The following is a 15,560-nucleotide window of genomic DNA, read 5'->3' on the forward strand; positions in this document are numbered from 1 at the left end:
GATATGTTCTCTTAAAAATAATTTAATTTTTTTACACCTTAGTTTTTTGAGGTATAAAATTATAAATTCGCTGAGTTTTTTATTCATTCAAATACAATAATTTTGGCCACAAAAGAGAAGATAGCTAAGGAGACTCCATTAATGAAACAATACAACGAGATCAAAAGGAAATATCCTGATGCTTGTTTGTTATTTCGTGTTGGGGATTTTTATGAAACTTTCGGAGAAGATGCCGTTCGGGCTTCAAAAATTCTAGGAATTACATTAACTAAAAGAGGAGCTGGTTCCGAAACTGAGACCGCTTTGGCTGGTTTTCCACATCATTCTATTAATACTTATTTGCCTAAATTGGTTAAAGCAGGACTTCGTGTTGCGATTTGTGATCAATTAGAAGATCCAAAAATGACCAAAACGATTGTCAAACGTGGGGTGACTGAGTTGGTTACGCCTGGTGTTTCTATGAATGACGAAGTTTTGCAATCTAAGACCAATAACTTTCTAGCTGCAATTTATTTTGCCAATAAAACGATTGGGGTTTCCTTTTTGGATGTTTCTACTGGTGAGTTTCTTACCGCACAAGGAAATGCGGAGTATATAGATAAGCTACTTCAAAATTTCAATCCAAGTGAAGTTTTGGTTCCAAAAAACAATAAAAATGATTTTAAGGAAGCTTTTGGAGAGGATTTTCATAATTTCTATTTAGAAGATTGGATTTTTAAAGAAGATTATGCTTTTGAAACACTGACTAAGCATTTTCAAACTGTTTCTCTAAAAGGTTTTGGGGTTGAAGAATTAAAAGAAGGTATTATCGCTTCGGGCGCGATTCTTTATTATTTATCCGAAACACAGCACAATAAAGTACAGCACATCACGGCGATTCAGCGAATTGCTGAAGATGCTTATGTTTGGATGGATCGATTCACGATTCGTAATCTGGAATTATATCACAGTTACAATCCTAATGCTGTTACATTGCTTGATGTAATTGATAAAACGCTTTCGCCAATGGGAGGGCGTTTGTTGAAACGTTGGTTGGCTTTACCATTAAAAGATAGTAATAAAATAAAAGGTCGTCATCAAGTAGTTTCTTATTTGAATGAAAATCAGGATATTTTAAAAAATATACAGGGTCAAATCAAACAGATTTCGGATCTGGAGCGTTTGATTTCTAAGATTGCCACTGGTAAAGTTTCACCTCGTGAAGTGGTTTATCTGAAAGAGTCTTTAGATGCTATTATCCCAATTAAAACATTGGCATTAGAGAGTCCTCAAGAAGCGGTAAAAGTAATCGGGGATAGTTTGCATAGCTGTGATTTATTGCGCGAAAAGATAAAAACGACCTTGAATCAAGATGCTCCGGTGGCTGTTGCCAAAGGGAATGCTATTGCTCAAGGAGTAAATGCTGAATTGGATGATTTGCGAGCCATATCTACATCAGGAAAACAATTTTTGGAAGGGATTGAGAGAAGAGAGTCGGAACGAACTGGAATTTCATCTTTGAAAATATCGTTCAATAATGTTTTTGGGTATTATATAGAAGTTAGAAATACTCATAAAGATAAAGTTCCTGAAGAATGGATTAGAAAGCAAACTCTGGTAAGTGCAGAGCGTTATATTACCGAAGAGTTAAAAGAATATGAAACTAAAATTCTGGGAGCTGAAGAGAAGATTCAAAAAATCGAAAATGATTTATTTGAGCAATTAGTAAGTTGGATAGCTACTTATATCAAACCAGTTCAGATGAATGCTAATTTGGTAGCGCAATTAGACTGTTTGTGTTCTTTTACCCAATTAGCAATCGAAAACAAATACGTTTGTCCGGAAATTGACGAAACATTCGAACTTGAAATAAAAGAAGGAAGACATCCTGTAATTGAAAAACAATTGCCAGTAGGCGTGCCGTATATTACTAATGATGTTTTCTTAGATAGACAAGCGCAACAATTGATTATGATTACTGGACCTAACATGTCTGGAAAGTCGGCAATATTGCGTCAAACAGCTTTGATTGTGTTGCTGGCACAGATGGGAAGTTTTGTTCCTGCAGAAAGCGTTAGAATGGGAATTGTAGATAAAATATTCACCAGAGTTGGAGCTTCGGATAATATTTCGATGGGAGAATCTACTTTTATGGTCGAAATGAATGAAACGGCCTCTATTTTGAATAATATTTCGGATCGAAGCTTGGTTCTGTTAGACGAGATAGGTAGAGGAACCAGTACCTATGACGGGATTTCTATAGCTTGGGCTATTGCTGAGTTTTTGCATGAACATCCGTCTCAGCCTAAGACATTGTTTGCAACGCATTATCATGAACTGAATGAGATGACTGAAACTATGCCTCGAATTCAGAATTACAATGTGTCTGTAAAAGAATTAAAGGACACGGTGCTTTTTATTCGAAAATTAGTAAAAGGAGGAAGTGCACATAGTTTTGGTATTCATGTGGCTAAAATGGCGGGAATGCCTCAGTTGGTTGTTTCAAAGGCACAAAAGATGCTGAAGAAGTTAGAGAAAAATCATTCGAGTGATGTCTTAAATGGAATAAAGTCTGAAAAAGAAGAAATGCAGATGAGTTTCTTTAATCTGGATGATCCTTTGTTGGAAGAGATCAAAGAGGAGATCGTTAGCTTAGATATTAATGCGATAACGCCAGTTGAAGCATTGATGAAGCTCAATGAAATTAAAAGGATGTTATCTAGGAAATAATTTCGTATTTAAAGTAAACGTTGTCAGAAGGTTATATTTTATCTTTGTTTTTTTTATAAAAAAGCCTTGTGTAATTCAATAAATGTCCTAAATTTGCAACCGCAATACTAAATAAGTGTTGCGGTTCTTTTTAAGAAATGAAATGCGAAAATAGCTCAGTTGGTAGAGCGCGACCTTGCCAAGGTCGAGGTCGCGGGTTCGAGCCCCGTTTTTCGCTCAACACCATATAATGCTCGGATGGTGAAATTGGTAGACACGCTGGACTTAAAATCCAGTGAACAGCAATGTTCGTGCGGGTTCAAGTCCCGCTCTGAGTACTAAAAGCTTCAAACTATGTTTGAAGCTTTTTTATTTTGTGAAAACTCGTAATCCTTTGCGGTGTTTGTGGTTTGAGTCCTAAATCTAAAATCTGTAATTTAAAATTAAAATTCAAAATTCAATGGGTGCTTTTGTGATAAGTAAAAGATTTGATGGTCAGTATAAATTTGTTTTTACTTCGAGAAAAGGGAAAGTGATTTTTACAAGTTTGAGTTATGAATTGAAATTTGAATGCGAAGAAGGGGTGGAGTATTTTAAAAACAATATAGATCTTGCGGCTTTTTATAAATACAAATCGGCTGGAGGTAAATATTTTTTTAAGCTGTTTTTGGATGGGGCTCCATTTGCGATCAGTAGAAAGTATACTACGGAATTGAGGGTTCAGAAAGGGATTGATGAAATTGTAAAATATGCGGCATTGTCTGAGATATTGGATTTCTCAAGTAATGATTTGATTTTTTTGGATTGAGTTTTTAAATATATAAAAAACAAAAAAAAATACCATCTCGGTTTTGGGATGGTATTTTTTTAGCACCTTTTCTTTGATTGATAAAGAATTATAGGTCTGATGTCAAGGCATAAAAAAAGCTGCACTAAATGCAGCTTATTTTTTTCTTGCGTAATTTTGAAATTACTTAGCAGCTGGAGCTTCAGTAGCAGCTGGAGTAGTAGTAGCAGCTGGAGTTGCAGCAGGAGCAGCAGCAGCAGAATCAACAGCAACAGCAGCAGTATCAGCAACTACAGCAGCAGTGTCAGCAACAACAGCAGTAGAATCTACAGCAGTAGTTTCTTCAGCAGCAGCGTCAGCTTTTTTACATGATACAACAGTTAATACAGCAACAGCAGCTAAACTTAAAAATACTTTTTTCATCTTAATTTAATATAAAGGTTAATTATTAATTCGGGGCAAAGATATAAAATTTTTAATATGTAGAATATTTTTTCATTTTTTTTTTAAAAATAATTTTCTGTCAGGACATTAGGGTTTTGTGATAAAATCAAAAATCTAAGACTTGTTTTACAGGCTTTACTGTCTTAATAGCTCATTTTGAGAGGTTTTGGAATTCTAAGGGATAGATTTAGGAATAAGTTGATAGTAAGAGTCTCTTGTTATTATTATTTTAGGTACTAGAGCTTGATGATTCTTGTCATAATGCTATTTGTGGCACCTTTGTTTTTTTGTACAAAAGAGCTGCAAATTTGACCTTTATGATGTCTTGTTTCATTGTTCTGAATAAGGGTAGATAAAGCTTGCTCCAACTCTTTTTGATTGGATATCGAAATACAACCTCCTAATTGCACTAAACTAGTTGCTTCTTCGAAATGTGAGTAGTTTGAGCCTATAACTATGGGTACTCCAAAGGTGGCAGGTTCCAGAATATTGTGCACACCTGGGTTTCCGAAACCACCTCCCACATAAGCAATGTCCGCATAACTATAAATCTTGGTAAGAATGCCTATGGTGTCTATTATAAATACATTGTATTGGGATAAATCTTTACTTTCCTTTTCTGAAAATAAAACCACTTTTTTGCTGATGCTGTTCTTTAAGTTTTCAATTTGTTCTGCTTTTATGTTGTGCGGAGCAATGATAAACTTTACATCAAGAGTACAAGAATTGATGTATTCGATTAGTAAGGTTTCATCTTTAGGCCAAGAACTGCCAATTACTATGGTTGTGCTATTGTTTTTGAATTCAGCAATGAAATCTAATGTATTGTCTTTTTCTAAGATTGCAACTACTCTATCAAATCGGGTATCACCAGAAATGGTAACATTGGTTTTGCCCAATTCGGTTATTAGTTTTTTTGAGTTTTCATTTTGTACAAAGAAATGAGTAAAAGTGTCCAGCGCTTTTCTGTAAAATCCACCATACCACTTAAAGAATAATTGTTTCTCTCTAAAAATTCCGGAAATTAAGTAAGTAGGGATGTTTTGTTTTTTTAGTTGATCCAGATAATTAATCCAAAATTCATATTTAATAAAGAAAACAAGATCCGGATGAACCAGTTTTAAAAAATGTTTGGCGTTTTTTGGAGTGTCCAGAGGTAGATAAACAGTCGCGTCAGTAACGGTGTTGTTTTTACGAACTTCATAACCCGATGGAGAAAAGAAGGTAACTATAATTTTATGATTGGGATAGGTTTCTTTAATTTTTTCAATTACGGGTAAACCTTGTTCGTATTCGCCTAATGATGCTGCATGAAACCAAATGGTTTTATCTGTTGGTTGTATCTTTAGCTCCAAAGTCGAAAAAACATTTTTTCTGCCTTCTATAAAAAGCTTCATTTTGGGGCTAAAAAGAGCTACGATTTTCAGTATAAATTGAGCAAGTAGTAAGGTTAAATTATAAAGAAAGTGCATCAGTATTTTTTTTGTGCTAAATTACATTTTCTTTATATTATTTTCTTTCGAAAACAAATATTTAAAATTTTGGGATCATCTCAAGAATTATCAGGATGTTTTTTTATTTCCTCAGAAGAAAAATCTTTTTTAATGTGGGTTTCATTGGTTTGAACTCATTAAATAACTATTTTTGTACAGCTTTTTAAGAATGCTAAGATTATTTGATAGCCTACGTCTTAAAAATGTCTATACTTCGATTAATTGCCCTCGGTGAGATATGGGGTGCTAAAAAAAGATTACATGAAAAAAATACAAATGGTTGACCTAAAAGGTCAATATGATAAAATTGCAGCAACTGTAAATGCTTCTATACAGGAAGTTTTGGATACCAATACTTATATTAACGGACCTCAGGTTCATTCATTTCAAAAATCATTAGAGACATATCTAGATGTTAAGCATGTTATTCCGTGTGCAAATGGTACAGATGCTTTGCAAATTGCCATGATGGGGCTTGGGTTAAAACCCGGAGATGAGGTAATCACAGCCGATTTTACTTTTGCAGCTACTGTTGAGGTGATTGCTTTATTACAGTTAACACCAGTTTTAGTTGATGTTGATATGGAAAATATGAATATTTCTATCGATGCAATTAAAAAAGCAATAACTCCAAAAACAAAAGCAATTGTTCCGGTACATTTGTTTGGTCGTGCTGCCAATATGGAGGAAATTATGGCTATTGCCAAAGAGCATAATCTTTTTGTAATTGAGGATAATGCTCAAGCTATTGGAGCTAATTGCGCATTCTCTGATGGAACTAAAAAGAAAGCAGGTACAATAGGTCATGTGTCTTCTACTTCTTTCTTCCCATCAAAAAACTTGGGATGTTATGGTGATGGTGGAGCAATTTTTACCAATGATGATGCTTTGGCTCATATTATTAGAGGTATCGTTAATCACGGGATGTACGAGCGTTACCATCATGATGTAGTAGGAGTGAATTCTCGATTAGATAGTGTTCAGGCAGCAGTTTTAAACGCGAAGCTACCTTTGTTAGATCAATACAATGCGGCACGTCGTGAAGCAGCAGGAAAATACAATGCAGCTCTTTCTGGACATTCTAATATAATAGTTCCGGAATTTGATTCAAAAGGAGATGATCACGTTTTTCATCAGTATACTTTGAGAATCATCAATGCTGATCGAAATGGATTGATGCAACATTTATTGGATAAAGGAATTCCATGTGCTATTTACTATCCGATTCCATTGCATTTACAAAAAGCGTATTTGGATGTTCGTTATAAAGAGGAAGATTTCCCGGTTACGAATCAGTTAGTTCAAGAAGTGCTTTCTTTACCAATGCATACCGAATTAGATGATGAGCAAATTAAATTTATAACGGATAGCGTTTTAGAGTATTTAAAATGATTCCCATAGAGGCGCGATTTTCGCGTCTTTTTTATGAAATAGAAATTCACATATTAATTAAAGAGACGCTATGAATCGCGTCTGTACCAAAAAAAAGAAATATGAAAATACTAGTTACAGGAGGTTTAGGTTTTATCGGTTCTCATACCGTTGTAGAATTACAAAATGAAGGCTTTGAAGTGGTTATTATTGATGACCTTTCTAATTCATCAGAAGAGGTTTTGAAAGGTATTGTTGCGATTACTGGCAAAACACCAATTTTTGAAAAATTAGATTTAAGAGAAAAAGAGTTAGTTCGTAATTTCTTCAAAAAGCATAATGATGTTTCGGGAGTTATTCACTTCGCGGCATCTAAAGCAGTTGGAGAAAGCGTTGGGAACCCATTATTGTATTATGAAAACAATATCACTTCTTTGATTTATCTTTTGCAAGAGCTTTCTAAACAAGATAAAGCCAACTTCATTTTTAGTTCTTCATGTACGGTTTACGGACAAGCAGAAGAAATGCCAATTACAGAAGACGCTCCTGTACAAAAACCAATGTCGCCTTATGGAAACACCAAAAAAGTTGGGGAAGAAATTATTAGTGATGTGGCCAAAGTAACTAGTGTTAATGCTATTTTATTGCGTTACTTTAACCCAGTTGGAGCACATCCATCTGCAGAAATTGGAGAATTGCCAATAGGCGTTCCTCAAAATTTAGTGCCATTTATTACCCAAACAGGCTCTGGAGTACGTCAGGAATTATCAGTGTTTGGAGATGATTATCCTACACCAGACGGAACTTGTATCCGTGATTATATACATGTGGTAGATTTGGCAAAAGCTCACGTGATTGCATTACAACGTTTATTAAACGGAAAAAACCTTGAAAAAATAGAAATATTCAATTTAGGAACAGGAACAGGAAGTTCTGTATTAGAAGTGATACATAGTTTCGAAAAAGTGAGCGATAAAAAACTACCTTATAAAATTGTTCCTCGTAGAGAAGGTGACATTACCGAAGCATATGCCAATACAGATAAAGCAAATGATGTATTGGGCTGGAAAGCAGAATCTACCTTAGATGAAGCCATGGCCAGTGCTTGGAAATGGGAAGAGAAGATTCGTTCGTAAAGAAGCTTTACAGAATATTTTGAAACCGATAAAAACCTAACTATCAATTGATAGTTAGGTTTTTTTATAAAATTTAAATAACAGATACTTAACTCAGCGCTAACGCCAATTAAGGGGGAATTGAATTTATTTGTTAAAAATATAAATTTATGACCTCAATTCATGTTTTAAAAAGCGCAATTCTTTTGAGTGGCGCAATGTTGTTATTGTCCTGCAATAAGGACGATCAAAATGATTCAGATCAAAATGCCAAGTATCCTACTTTAACAGGAGCAAACCCTATTGTAGTTGCCCATCGTGGTGCATCGGGTTATTTGCCGGAGCATACGATAGAAGGGTATACCAAAGCGATTGATATGGGAGCCGATTTTATCGAGCCTGATTTGGTAATGACAAAAGACGGTCAATTGGTGGTGCGTCATGAACCAATGCTGTCCGGAACAACAAACGTAGCTGACATTCCTGCTTTTGCGTCCAAAAAAACGACTAGAAATATTGATGGAGCAATGGTAACGGATTGGTTTGTTTGCGACTTTACTTTGGTAGAGATTAAAAAATTAAAAGCGAAACAAGCTTTTGCAGAACGTTCACAACAATATAATAACCTATACTCAATCCCTACATTTGAGGAAGTTGTTGCTTTGGCAAAACAAAGATCAGCACAAACTGGGCGAGTTATAGGGATTTATCCAGAAACAAAGCACCCCTCTTTTCACGAAGCGCTAAACCTAAAAATCACGGATAAACTGTTAGAAGTTTTGACTGCCGAAGGTTGGAATGACGCTTCATCTCCAGTTTATGTTCAGTCGTTTGAGGTTTCTAATTTGCAATACATCAGAAGTAAATCGACTGTGAAAATCATTCAATTGTTAAGCTGTTATGATGTGACTCTAAACGGGGATTTAGTTTTTACGGTTCCAGCTGGTGAAATTATTTCTGACGGAAAACCATATGATTGGTATCTAAAAGGAGATACCAGAGATTATGGTTTTTTTAGAACGCAAGCCGGTTTAGATTTTGTTAAAACCTATGCCAACGGTATTGGCCCATGGAAACCTTTTATTATTTCGTATAAAGGGACAGATGCCAATAATGATGGCAAAGCCGATGATATAAATGCAGACGGTAAAGTTGATGATTCTGATAAAGAAGCGCTGCCTCCAAGCACATTAATTTCGGATGCGCATAAAAAAGGTTTGCAAGTGCATGCTTATACATTTAGAAATGAAGGGCGTCGCTTATTGCACAACTATTATAACAATCCAATTTTAGAATACCAGGCTTTCTATAAATTAGGATTGGATGGCTTGTTTTCTGATTTTACAGATATGGCTATTCAGGCAAGATAATTAATTACATTTAGTGTGTAAACCCCAAACGATTGTAATGATTGTTTGGGGTTTTTTGTTTCAAGTAGTTAAATGTGAAAAGGTTAAATAAAAAAATCCTCATAAACATAAGTTTATGAGGATTCTATAGTATTGTGATTTCTATTCGGCTTTTTTATTTTTTCTTAGCATTCTCTTTAACCTCTTTTGCAGTTTCTTCTACTTTTGCAGCGCCGGTTTCAACAGCTTTATTAACTTTAGATTTTGCAGTATCAACAGCGGTCTCTACTTTATGTACAGTAGTATCTGCGGTTTCTTTTACTTCTTCTTTAACAGCACCTGCGGCTTCTTCTACTTTATCCTGTGTTTTCTCTTTACAAGAAGTTAGTAAAGCGATAGCTAATGTTAAGCTTAATAGTACTTTTTTCATGTTATAGTTTTTTTGAATTAATAATTAGATGAATTAACTTCCTAAAGATAAAACTTTTTCTATATAAAAATATGACAAATGTATAATTTCTTAGAAAAAATGAAATTCAAAACTTTGTTTTACAGTGAGATATAAAAAATCCCCACGAACATCAGTTCGTGAGGATTCTATAGTATTGATTTGCTATAGCTGCAGTCTAAAATCTGCAACCTGCTATCTAAAAATTAAACATTCGCTGTTGCAGCTTCTTTGTTAATTTTTCCAATTAAACCAGTCAATACTTTTCCAGGACCTACTTCAGTAAACAAAGTAGCGCCATCGGAGATCATTTGTTGTACAGATTGTGTCCAACGTACAGGAGCAGTCAACTGGATGATTAAGTTTTTCTTAATTTCATTAGCGTCAGATACTGCGTTTGCCGTTACGTTTTGATACACAGGACAAATAGGAGTAGAGAACGTAGTCGCTTCAATGGCAGCAGCAAGTTCTTCTCTTGCAGGTTCCATCATTGGTGAGTGAAATGCTCCTCCAACAGGTAATAATAAGGCACGTTTAGCACCAGCAGTTTTCATTGCTTCGCAAGCTTTTTCTACAGCAGTAGTTTCTCCGGAAATTACTAATTGTCCAGGACAGTTGTAGTTAGCAGCCACCACAACACCGTCAATAGATGCACAAACTTCTTCAACGATATTGTCAGCCAATCCTAAAACGGCAGCCATTGTAGAAGGTGTTATTTCGCAAGCTTTTTGCATTGCCAAAGCTCTTTGTGAAACTAATTTTAATCCGTCTTCAAAAGACAAAACGCCATTGGCTACCAATGCTGAGAATTCTCCCAAAGAGTGACCTGCTACCATTTCTGGTTTGAAATCCTCTAAAGTTTTAGCCAAAATAACCGAGTGTAAAAATACTGCAGGTTGTGTTACTTTGGTTTCTTTCAATTGTTCAGCAGTCCCTTCAAACATGATGTCTGTAATGCGGAAACCTAAAATTTCATTTGCTTTTTCGAATAATTCCTTTGCTAATGGGGAGTTTTCATATAGGTCTTTACCCATTCCTGTGAATTGTGCTCCTTGACCTGGAAATACGTATGCTTTCATATTTTTTTGTTTACTAGTTATAAGGTTCAGATTTTTATAAGTGAAAACCAAAAATCGACAGCAAAAATACTATTTTTTTTAGGAGCAGCAATTTTTTGCACCTTAAGAAGATTTCTCCTGCTGTCATTCCAATTCCCAATTTAGAAAAACTACGGCAAAAAAGCCTTGCTTTTCTAAATCGGGAGATTTTCCCTTCCATCAGGGCTAAAGAAAGATCTGTTATTTATATAAGAAGAGAGAAAGAATGTGTGATTTTTTACCGCAAATTTATAAAGGTGTTATTATGCTGTCATTTATAAGTAGAATTAATGCAAATGAATTTGGATAAAAATATACGTTTCGATTTAAAAAAATAGTTTGCGAATTTGCGGTTATTTTAAAGTCATTTGTTTTCACATTATAATAAAATCGAAAACAAATTTTTTCTACTTTGCAGTTGCTAATTTGAATTGTACGAAAAATGACTGAAAAAGAAAAAATGCTTTTGGGCGAACCTTATTTTTGCAATGATAAACAACTTGTAGAAGAGCGAACGAAAGCCAAAAAGTTATTGCATAAATTGAATGTTACCGAATATTTGATGAATGGAAGATCCCGTGCCATTCTGCGGGAGTTAATGCCCAATTCTCATAAACGATTGTATATAGAACCGCCGTTTCATTGTGACTATGGATACAATATTCATTCTGGAGAGAATGTTTATTTCAATGTTAATTGTGTGGTTTTAGACACGATGAAAGTGACCATAGGAAACAATGTTTTCTTTGCGCCGGGAGTACATGTTTACACGGCAACCCATCCGCTTAATGCCATCGAAAGAAGAACTGTCGAAAGTTCAAAACCTGTATCGATTGGAGATGATTGTTGGATAGGGGGGAACTCAGTAATTTGCCCAGGAGTTACTATTGGTGCAGGCTGTGTAATTGGTGCCGGATCTGTTGTGACTAAAGATATTCCCGAAAATTCTTTAGCAGTGGGTAATCCTGCTAAAGTGATTCGGAAATTAAATGAGGGTTAATCTTTTTTGTTCAGGTAAAAGGTCAAAGCGCCCGATGGGCATTTATTGACAGTTTCTATGATTTTTTCTGTAGTTGAATTTTCGGGTGTAATCCATGGTTGTTCTTTCGGTTTAAAAACGTCTGGATTATTACGCACACAATTTCCGGAATGAATGCATTTTCCGGATTGCCATACAATGGTAACTTCACCATTGGTATATTCTTTTTTGATGTTTTTTGGGTCCATGGCTAAAGTGATGTGTTAATGGTTATATTTCCTTTAAGTAATTTTGAAATCGGACATTTATCAGCAATAATTAATAGTCGATCTTTTTGCTCGACACTAACTTCTTCTGAAAATGTGATGTTTCTTTTAATGGTTGTTGTCAGTTCGCCGTCTAAAGTTTCCTGATATAAATTTAGTGAAATATTTATTTCTGGAATTGCCCATTCTTTTCTATCTATGTACATTCTCAGGGTAGAAAGAGTACAGCCTGCCAAAGAAGCCAGTAAAGTCGAAAAAGGATCCATCCCTAAATCTTTTCCTCCAGTATTTTCGGGTTCATCCATAAGGAATTGCCCTTTTCTCCAAGTGATGTTGCATAAGTACTTTTGAGTGCCTATATGACCAAGTATGTCATTTTCGAAAAGATTTTCCATTATAATACGTCTTTAAATTCGGGAGTTTTGTCAAATACTTTTTTTGCAAAAGGGCAAAGCGGTATAATTTTAATATTTTTTTCTCGGGCATATTCTACTGCTTTGGCCACCAGTTTTTTTCCATAACCTTTTCCGTTATTACCTTCGTTTACTTCGGTATGGTCTATTATGATTTTATCCGGACCGGCAAACACAAAAGTCATTTTGGCTTCGGTTTTACCATTAACGTCTATGTGGAAAAAACCTTTTCTATCGTTTATTTCTAATTGTACTTCTTCGTTCATTTTTTTTAAAAGTTGATAAGTTACTGAGATGCTGAGTTTTTAAGTTTTTTTTAAAGTACCTAAGTCTCTAAGTTTTTAATCTTAGAAACTTAGAGTCTTAGAATCTTAGCACCTTAATTAATATCCCATTGGAATTTCCATTAATAGAAATTTTGAGTCTGTTGTCGCTTTGATGTCTAAAGCTTTAAAATCAGTTATGCCCAAACCATCACGGGTTTCCAATTCCTGATCGTCAACAGTAATTTTTCCTGAAATTACAAAGATATAAATACCGTTTCCTTCTTTTTTTAGCTCATATTTTTTAGAAAAACCAGCGCTAAAATCGGCTAAATGAAACCAAGCATCTTGGTGAATCCAAACTCCGGCATCATCAGAATTTGGAGATAATATTTGGGCAAAATTATTTTTTTGTTCAGTAGTGTCTAAAGTAATTTGTTGGTAACGAGGTTCAACGTTTCTTGTTTTTGGGAATAACCAAATTTGGAAAAGTTTTGTGCGTTGATCAGCGTTTGGATTGAATTCACTGTGTTGGATTCCAGTTCCGGCACTCATTACCTGAACATCACCTGTTTTTATGGTAGCTGCATTACCCATACTGTCTTTGTGAGCCAAATCGCCTTCAAGTGGAATGGTGATGATTTCCATATTGTCATGCGGATGTGTACCAAAACCCATTCCGGCTGCAATAGTATCGTCATTCAAAACGCGTAAAGCACCAAATTGAACTCTATCCGGATTGTACCAACTTGCAAAGCTAAAACTATGATAAGCATTTAACCATCCGTGATCTGCGTGTCCTCTTGTATCGGCTTTGTGTAAAACTGTATTTTTCATGATATATAAATTTAGTGATTTTTGTTATACAAATTTACAATCGTTTTGGGCGGAGGACACTTAATCTAGATTAAGAAAGAAAACTTCCGGTTTTTTAGGTTTTAACGGAGACCTAACAGGTTTTTAAAACCTGTTAGGTCTAACTAATATGATGAATAGTAGTAATTTAATTTTAATCCTTGATTAGTATTATTACTAAACACAACTAATTACTAAATAATTGACCACCACTTACTGCTTTTTCAGCAATCTGGATTTCATTTTACTAAAAAACTCAGGCGTAACACCTAAATAGGATGCGATTTGTTTTTGAGCAACTTTCTGAATGAGTGTAGGGTACTTTTTGCAGAATTTCTCAAAACGTTCTTCGGCGGTTAAGCTTAGATTGTCCATTAATCGTTCTTGGTTGGCAACTAATGAGTTTTCTGTAAGTATTCTAAAGAAACGTTCCAGCTTAGGAATTTCCCGATACAGTATTTCTTGGTTTTCTTTGGATAATAAAACGACTTCAGCATCTTCCAGAACTTCTATGAATAGATTGCCCGGCTTTTGCGAAAGCAAACTGTACATGTCTCCAATCCACCAACCTTGGCAGGCAAAACTCAATACGTGTTCTACGATATTATCATTGATATTGAAACTGCGTAAGATTCCCGAATTTACAAAATAGGAATATTTGCAGATTTCGCCACTATTCAATAAAATGGTTTTGGCTTTGTAATGATGTGTTTCCGTTTTGGACAGAAAGAGTTCTTGTTCTTCTGGTGTTAAAGTAGTGTGCTTATTGATGTTTTCGAGAATTGTCTTCATTCTTCCAAAAGTACAATTATTTCTGTAAAATAATAAACATAAAAAGCCTACAGGAAAGTATTGTTCTTTCAGGTTTTTGGATTATGTACAAAGCTATAAAACTGTCTCGCAAAGTCGCGAAGACGTAAAGTTTAGAACTTATTTCTTTGAGTCTTCGTGGCTTTGCGAGAATTATATCTAAAAAAAAACCTGCAAGAAACTTTGTTCTTACAGGTCATGTGGGAAAGACTCAATTATTTAAGTTATAAAATATAATAGTCTTCTTTGCTTTGTTTCGCGTGTACGGAATGCGAATTGGACTCAAAATGTTCCGATTTATTAGAAAATTCATCGTTGTATTCATTAACCATCTGCATTAAGTTTTTTTCAATGTTTTTAGCAATTGTAGAAACTGGAGTGTCAGTTGGTTTGTTTTCGAATGGATCCTGAAGATGAATTGCCATTTTTTCGACTAAGAAAAAAGCTGCCGCTATAATAGTTACTAATGGTATTTCTAACCAACGCAACATAGTCGGTAAACTAAACGGTAACAAAATAATGAATAAATAGATAGTCATGTGAATGTATAGCCCGTATGTAGTTGGAAAAATTGTTGTTTTTATACGTTCAGATTTTCCCATGTGATCGCAAAAATTAGTCAGCGTTCGATCTAATTCGATTTGCTGAAAAGCATTTATTTTTTCCTCACGAAGAGCATCTTTTAGATCTTTTCCATGCAACATTAATAATGCATTAGGAACATGTTTGTGTTTTTTAACATAGTCAAATTCTTCGGGTGTCAATAATCCTTTGATAGGTTTATATACATTTTCTCCTCTCAAAGCATTTCCTAAAGCATAACACCATGCAACTTGTCTTTTTGCCATTTTTTCAATGAAATTATTGGCTTCAATCGAAAAAATAGGGTCTTTGTAATAGGTAATAAGTTGTCTTACCAGCGATCTGGAATCGTTAGTAATGGCTCCCCAGATAATTCGTGCTTCCCACCAACGATCATAGGCTTGGTTGGATTTGAATGCAAGTAATAATGAAATTACGGTTCCGATTACAGAAGGTATCGCCAACGGAATTTCAGTATTTAGTTCGGGATTAAGCCTATGAAAAATATCAAATAAGCAAGTATATGCCAGTACTATTATAAGTTCAAATTTAATTTTGCCTAATATATAACTTAGGGGGATTCTCTTTTTTAATAGCATA

General features: G+C 34.8%; 16 protein-coding genes and 2 tRNA genes. 8 read left to right on the top strand and 10 right to left on the bottom strand.

Features of this window, described 5'->3' with window-relative positions; genetic code table 11:
* Positions 1-102: 102 nt before the first annotated feature.
* The 4 genes from mutS (at position 103) to OZP08_RS06485 (ending at position 3,496) form a co-directional block, all read left to right on the top strand.
* Positions 103-2,709: a DNA mismatch repair protein MutS gene (gene mutS / locus OZP08_RS06470; RefSeq protein WP_281323261.1), complete on the top strand. Its 2,607-nt coding sequence runs from the start codon at positions 103-105 to the stop codon at positions 2,707-2,709.
* 144 nt (positions 2,710-2,853) lie between these two features.
* Positions 2,854-2,926: transfer RNA gene (locus tag OZP08_RS06475), tRNA-Gly, on the top strand.
* 14 nt (positions 2,927-2,940) lie between these two features.
* Positions 2,941-3,026, top strand: a tRNA-Leu gene (locus OZP08_RS06480).
* A gap of 122 nt (positions 3,027-3,148) precedes the next feature.
* A complete protein-coding gene (locus OZP08_RS06485; protein ID WP_268848830.1) occupies positions 3,149-3,496 on the top strand; it encodes a YegP family protein in 348 nt (115 codons plus the stop codon).
* A 162-nt stretch (positions 3,497-3,658) separates the two neighbouring features.
* Here OZP08_RS06485 and OZP08_RS06490 read toward each other — a convergent pair whose 3' ends face one another.
* Positions 3,659-3,898, bottom strand: a complete 240-nt coding sequence (locus OZP08_RS06490) for a hypothetical protein (RefSeq protein ID WP_268848831.1) — start codon at positions 3,896-3,898, stop codon at positions 3,659-3,661.
* 257 nt (positions 3,899-4,155) lie between these two features.
* Positions 4,156-5,391 (bottom strand): 3-deoxy-D-manno-octulosonic acid transferase, encoded by a 1,236-nt coding sequence (locus OZP08_RS06495; protein WP_268848832.1) that lies wholly within the window; start codon positions 5,389-5,391, stop codon positions 4,156-4,158.
* A 282-nt stretch (positions 5,392-5,673) separates the two neighbouring features.
* On the opposite strand from OZP08_RS06495, the gene OZP08_RS06500 reads away from it, so the two are divergent.
* From OZP08_RS06500 to OZP08_RS06510, 3 genes are all read left to right on the top strand, one after another.
* Positions 5,674-6,804 carry a DegT/DnrJ/EryC1/StrS family aminotransferase gene (locus tag OZP08_RS06500; RefSeq protein ID WP_281323262.1) on the top strand — a complete coding sequence of 377 codons (1,131 nt, stop codon included), beginning with the start codon at positions 5,674-5,676 and terminating at the stop codon, positions 6,802-6,804.
* Between the two features lie 101 nt (positions 6,805-6,905).
* Positions 6,906-7,919 (top strand): UDP-glucose 4-epimerase GalE, encoded by a 1,014-nt coding sequence (gene galE, locus OZP08_RS06505; RefSeq protein ID WP_268848834.1) that lies wholly within the window; start codon positions 6,906-6,908, stop codon positions 7,917-7,919.
* A gap of 149 nt (positions 7,920-8,068) precedes the next feature.
* Positions 8,069-9,268, top strand: a complete 1,200-nt coding sequence (locus OZP08_RS06510; protein ID WP_268848835.1) for a glycerophosphodiester phosphodiesterase — start codon at positions 8,069-8,071, stop codon at positions 9,266-9,268.
* Between the two features lie 154 nt (positions 9,269-9,422).
* Here the strand turns inward: OZP08_RS06510 and OZP08_RS06515 are convergent, their stop codons facing one another.
* Together OZP08_RS06515 and fabD are read right to left on the bottom strand one after the other, a co-directional pair.
* On the bottom strand, positions 9,423-9,677 hold the full coding sequence (locus tag OZP08_RS06515) for a hypothetical protein (protein WP_268848836.1): 255 nt from the start codon (positions 9,675-9,677) through the stop codon (positions 9,423-9,425).
* A gap of 224 nt (positions 9,678-9,901) precedes the next feature.
* Positions 9,902-10,774 (bottom strand): ACP S-malonyltransferase, encoded by an 873-nt coding sequence (fabD, locus tag OZP08_RS06520; protein WP_268848837.1) that lies wholly within the window; start codon positions 10,772-10,774, stop codon positions 9,902-9,904.
* A gap of 460 nt (positions 10,775-11,234) precedes the next feature.
* On the opposite strand from fabD, the gene OZP08_RS06525 reads away from it, so the two are divergent.
* A complete protein-coding gene (locus tag OZP08_RS06525) occupies positions 11,235-11,792 on the top strand; it encodes a sugar O-acetyltransferase (RefSeq protein WP_281323263.1) in 558 nt (185 codons plus the stop codon).
* Here the strand turns inward: OZP08_RS06525 and OZP08_RS06530 are convergent.
* From OZP08_RS06530 to OZP08_RS06555, 6 genes are all read right to left on the bottom strand, one after another.
* The gene (locus OZP08_RS06530; RefSeq protein WP_281323264.1) at positions 11,789-12,019 is read right to left on the bottom strand and encodes a (4Fe-4S)-binding protein; all 231 of its coding nucleotides are present in this window, start codon (positions 12,017-12,019) and stop codon (positions 11,789-11,791) included. The genes OZP08_RS06525 and OZP08_RS06530 overlap by 4 nt on opposite strands.
* 2 nt (positions 12,020-12,021) lie before the next feature.
* Entirely contained in the window at positions 12,022-12,432 is a 411-nt protein-coding gene (locus tag OZP08_RS06535; protein ID WP_281323265.1) for an OsmC family protein, read from the bottom strand.
* Positions 12,432-12,716: a GNAT family N-acetyltransferase gene (locus OZP08_RS06540; RefSeq protein WP_268848840.1), complete on the bottom strand. Its 285-nt coding sequence runs from the start codon at positions 12,714-12,716 to the stop codon at positions 12,432-12,434. The genes OZP08_RS06535 and OZP08_RS06540 overlap by 1 nt, the downstream gene beginning before the upstream one ends.
* Positions 12,717-12,833: 117 nt before the next feature.
* The gene (locus OZP08_RS06545) at positions 12,834-13,550 is read right to left on the bottom strand and encodes a pirin family protein (RefSeq protein ID WP_281323266.1); all 717 of its coding nucleotides are present in this window, start codon (positions 13,548-13,550) and stop codon (positions 12,834-12,836) included.
* 231 nt (positions 13,551-13,781) lie between these two features.
* Complete coding sequence (locus OZP08_RS06550; RefSeq protein WP_268848842.1) at positions 13,782-14,360, bottom strand: Crp/Fnr family transcriptional regulator; 579 nt, start codon at positions 14,358-14,360, stop codon at positions 13,782-13,784.
* Positions 14,361-14,602: 242 nt separating this feature from the next.
* Positions 14,603-15,559 (bottom strand): bestrophin family protein, encoded by a 957-nt coding sequence (locus OZP08_RS06555; RefSeq protein WP_268848843.1) that lies wholly within the window; start codon positions 15,557-15,559, stop codon positions 14,603-14,605.
* Position 15,560 lies beyond the last annotated feature (1 nt).

It is taken from the genome of Flavobacterium aestivum (genome assembly GCF_026870175.2).
In the GTDB taxonomy this organism is placed as follows: domain Bacteria; phylum Bacteroidota; class Bacteroidia; order Flavobacteriales; family Flavobacteriaceae; genus Flavobacterium; species Flavobacterium aestivum.

Bases quoted from the DNA above. Each gene is read 5' to 3' on its own strand.
- OZP08_RS06485 (WP_268848830.1), top strand. From the start codon at position 3,149: ATGGGTGCTTTTGTGATAAGTAAAAGATTTGATGGTCAGTATAAATTT.
- OZP08_RS06490 (WP_268848831.1), bottom strand. From the start codon at position 3,898: ATGAAAAAAGTATTTTTAAGTTTAGCTGCTGTTGCTGTATTAACTGTT.
- OZP08_RS06495 (WP_268848832.1), bottom strand. From the start codon at position 5,391: ATGCACTTTCTTTATAATTTAACCTTACTACTTGCTCAATTTATACTG.
- OZP08_RS06500 (WP_281323262.1), top strand. From the start codon at position 5,674: ATGAAAAAAATACAAATGGTTGACCTAAAAGGTCAATATGATAAAATT.
- galE (WP_268848834.1), top strand. From the start codon at position 6,906: ATGAAAATACTAGTTACAGGAGGTTTAGGTTTTATCGGTTCTCATACC.
- OZP08_RS06510 (WP_268848835.1), top strand. From the start codon at position 8,069: ATGACCTCAATTCATGTTTTAAAAAGCGCAATTCTTTTGAGTGGCGCA.
- OZP08_RS06515 (WP_268848836.1), bottom strand. From the start codon at position 9,677: ATGAAAAAAGTACTATTAAGCTTAACATTAGCTATCGCTTTACTAACT.
- fabD (WP_268848837.1), bottom strand. From the start codon at position 10,774: ATGAAAGCATACGTATTTCCAGGTCAAGGAGCACAATTCACAGGAATG.
- OZP08_RS06525 (WP_281323263.1), top strand. From the start codon at position 11,235: ATGACTGAAAAAGAAAAAATGCTTTTGGGCGAACCTTATTTTTGCAAT.
- OZP08_RS06530 (WP_281323264.1), bottom strand. From the start codon at position 12,019: ATGGACCCAAAAAACATCAAAAAAGAATATACCAATGGTGAAGTTACC.
- OZP08_RS06535 (WP_281323265.1), bottom strand. From the start codon at position 12,432: ATGGAAAATCTTTTCGAAAATGACATACTTGGTCATATAGGCACTCAA.
- OZP08_RS06540 (WP_268848840.1), bottom strand. From the start codon at position 12,716: ATGAACGAAGAAGTACAATTAGAAATAAACGATAGAAAAGGTTTTTTC.
- OZP08_RS06545 (WP_281323266.1), bottom strand. From the start codon at position 13,550: ATGAAAAATACAGTTTTACACAAAGCCGATACAAGAGGACACGCAGAT.
- OZP08_RS06550 (WP_268848842.1), bottom strand. From the start codon at position 14,360: ATGAAGACAATTCTCGAAAACATCAATAAGCACACTACTTTAACACCA.
- OZP08_RS06555 (WP_268848843.1), bottom strand. From the start codon at position 15,559: ATGCTATTAAAAAAGAGAATCCCCCTAAGTTATATATTAGGCAAAATT.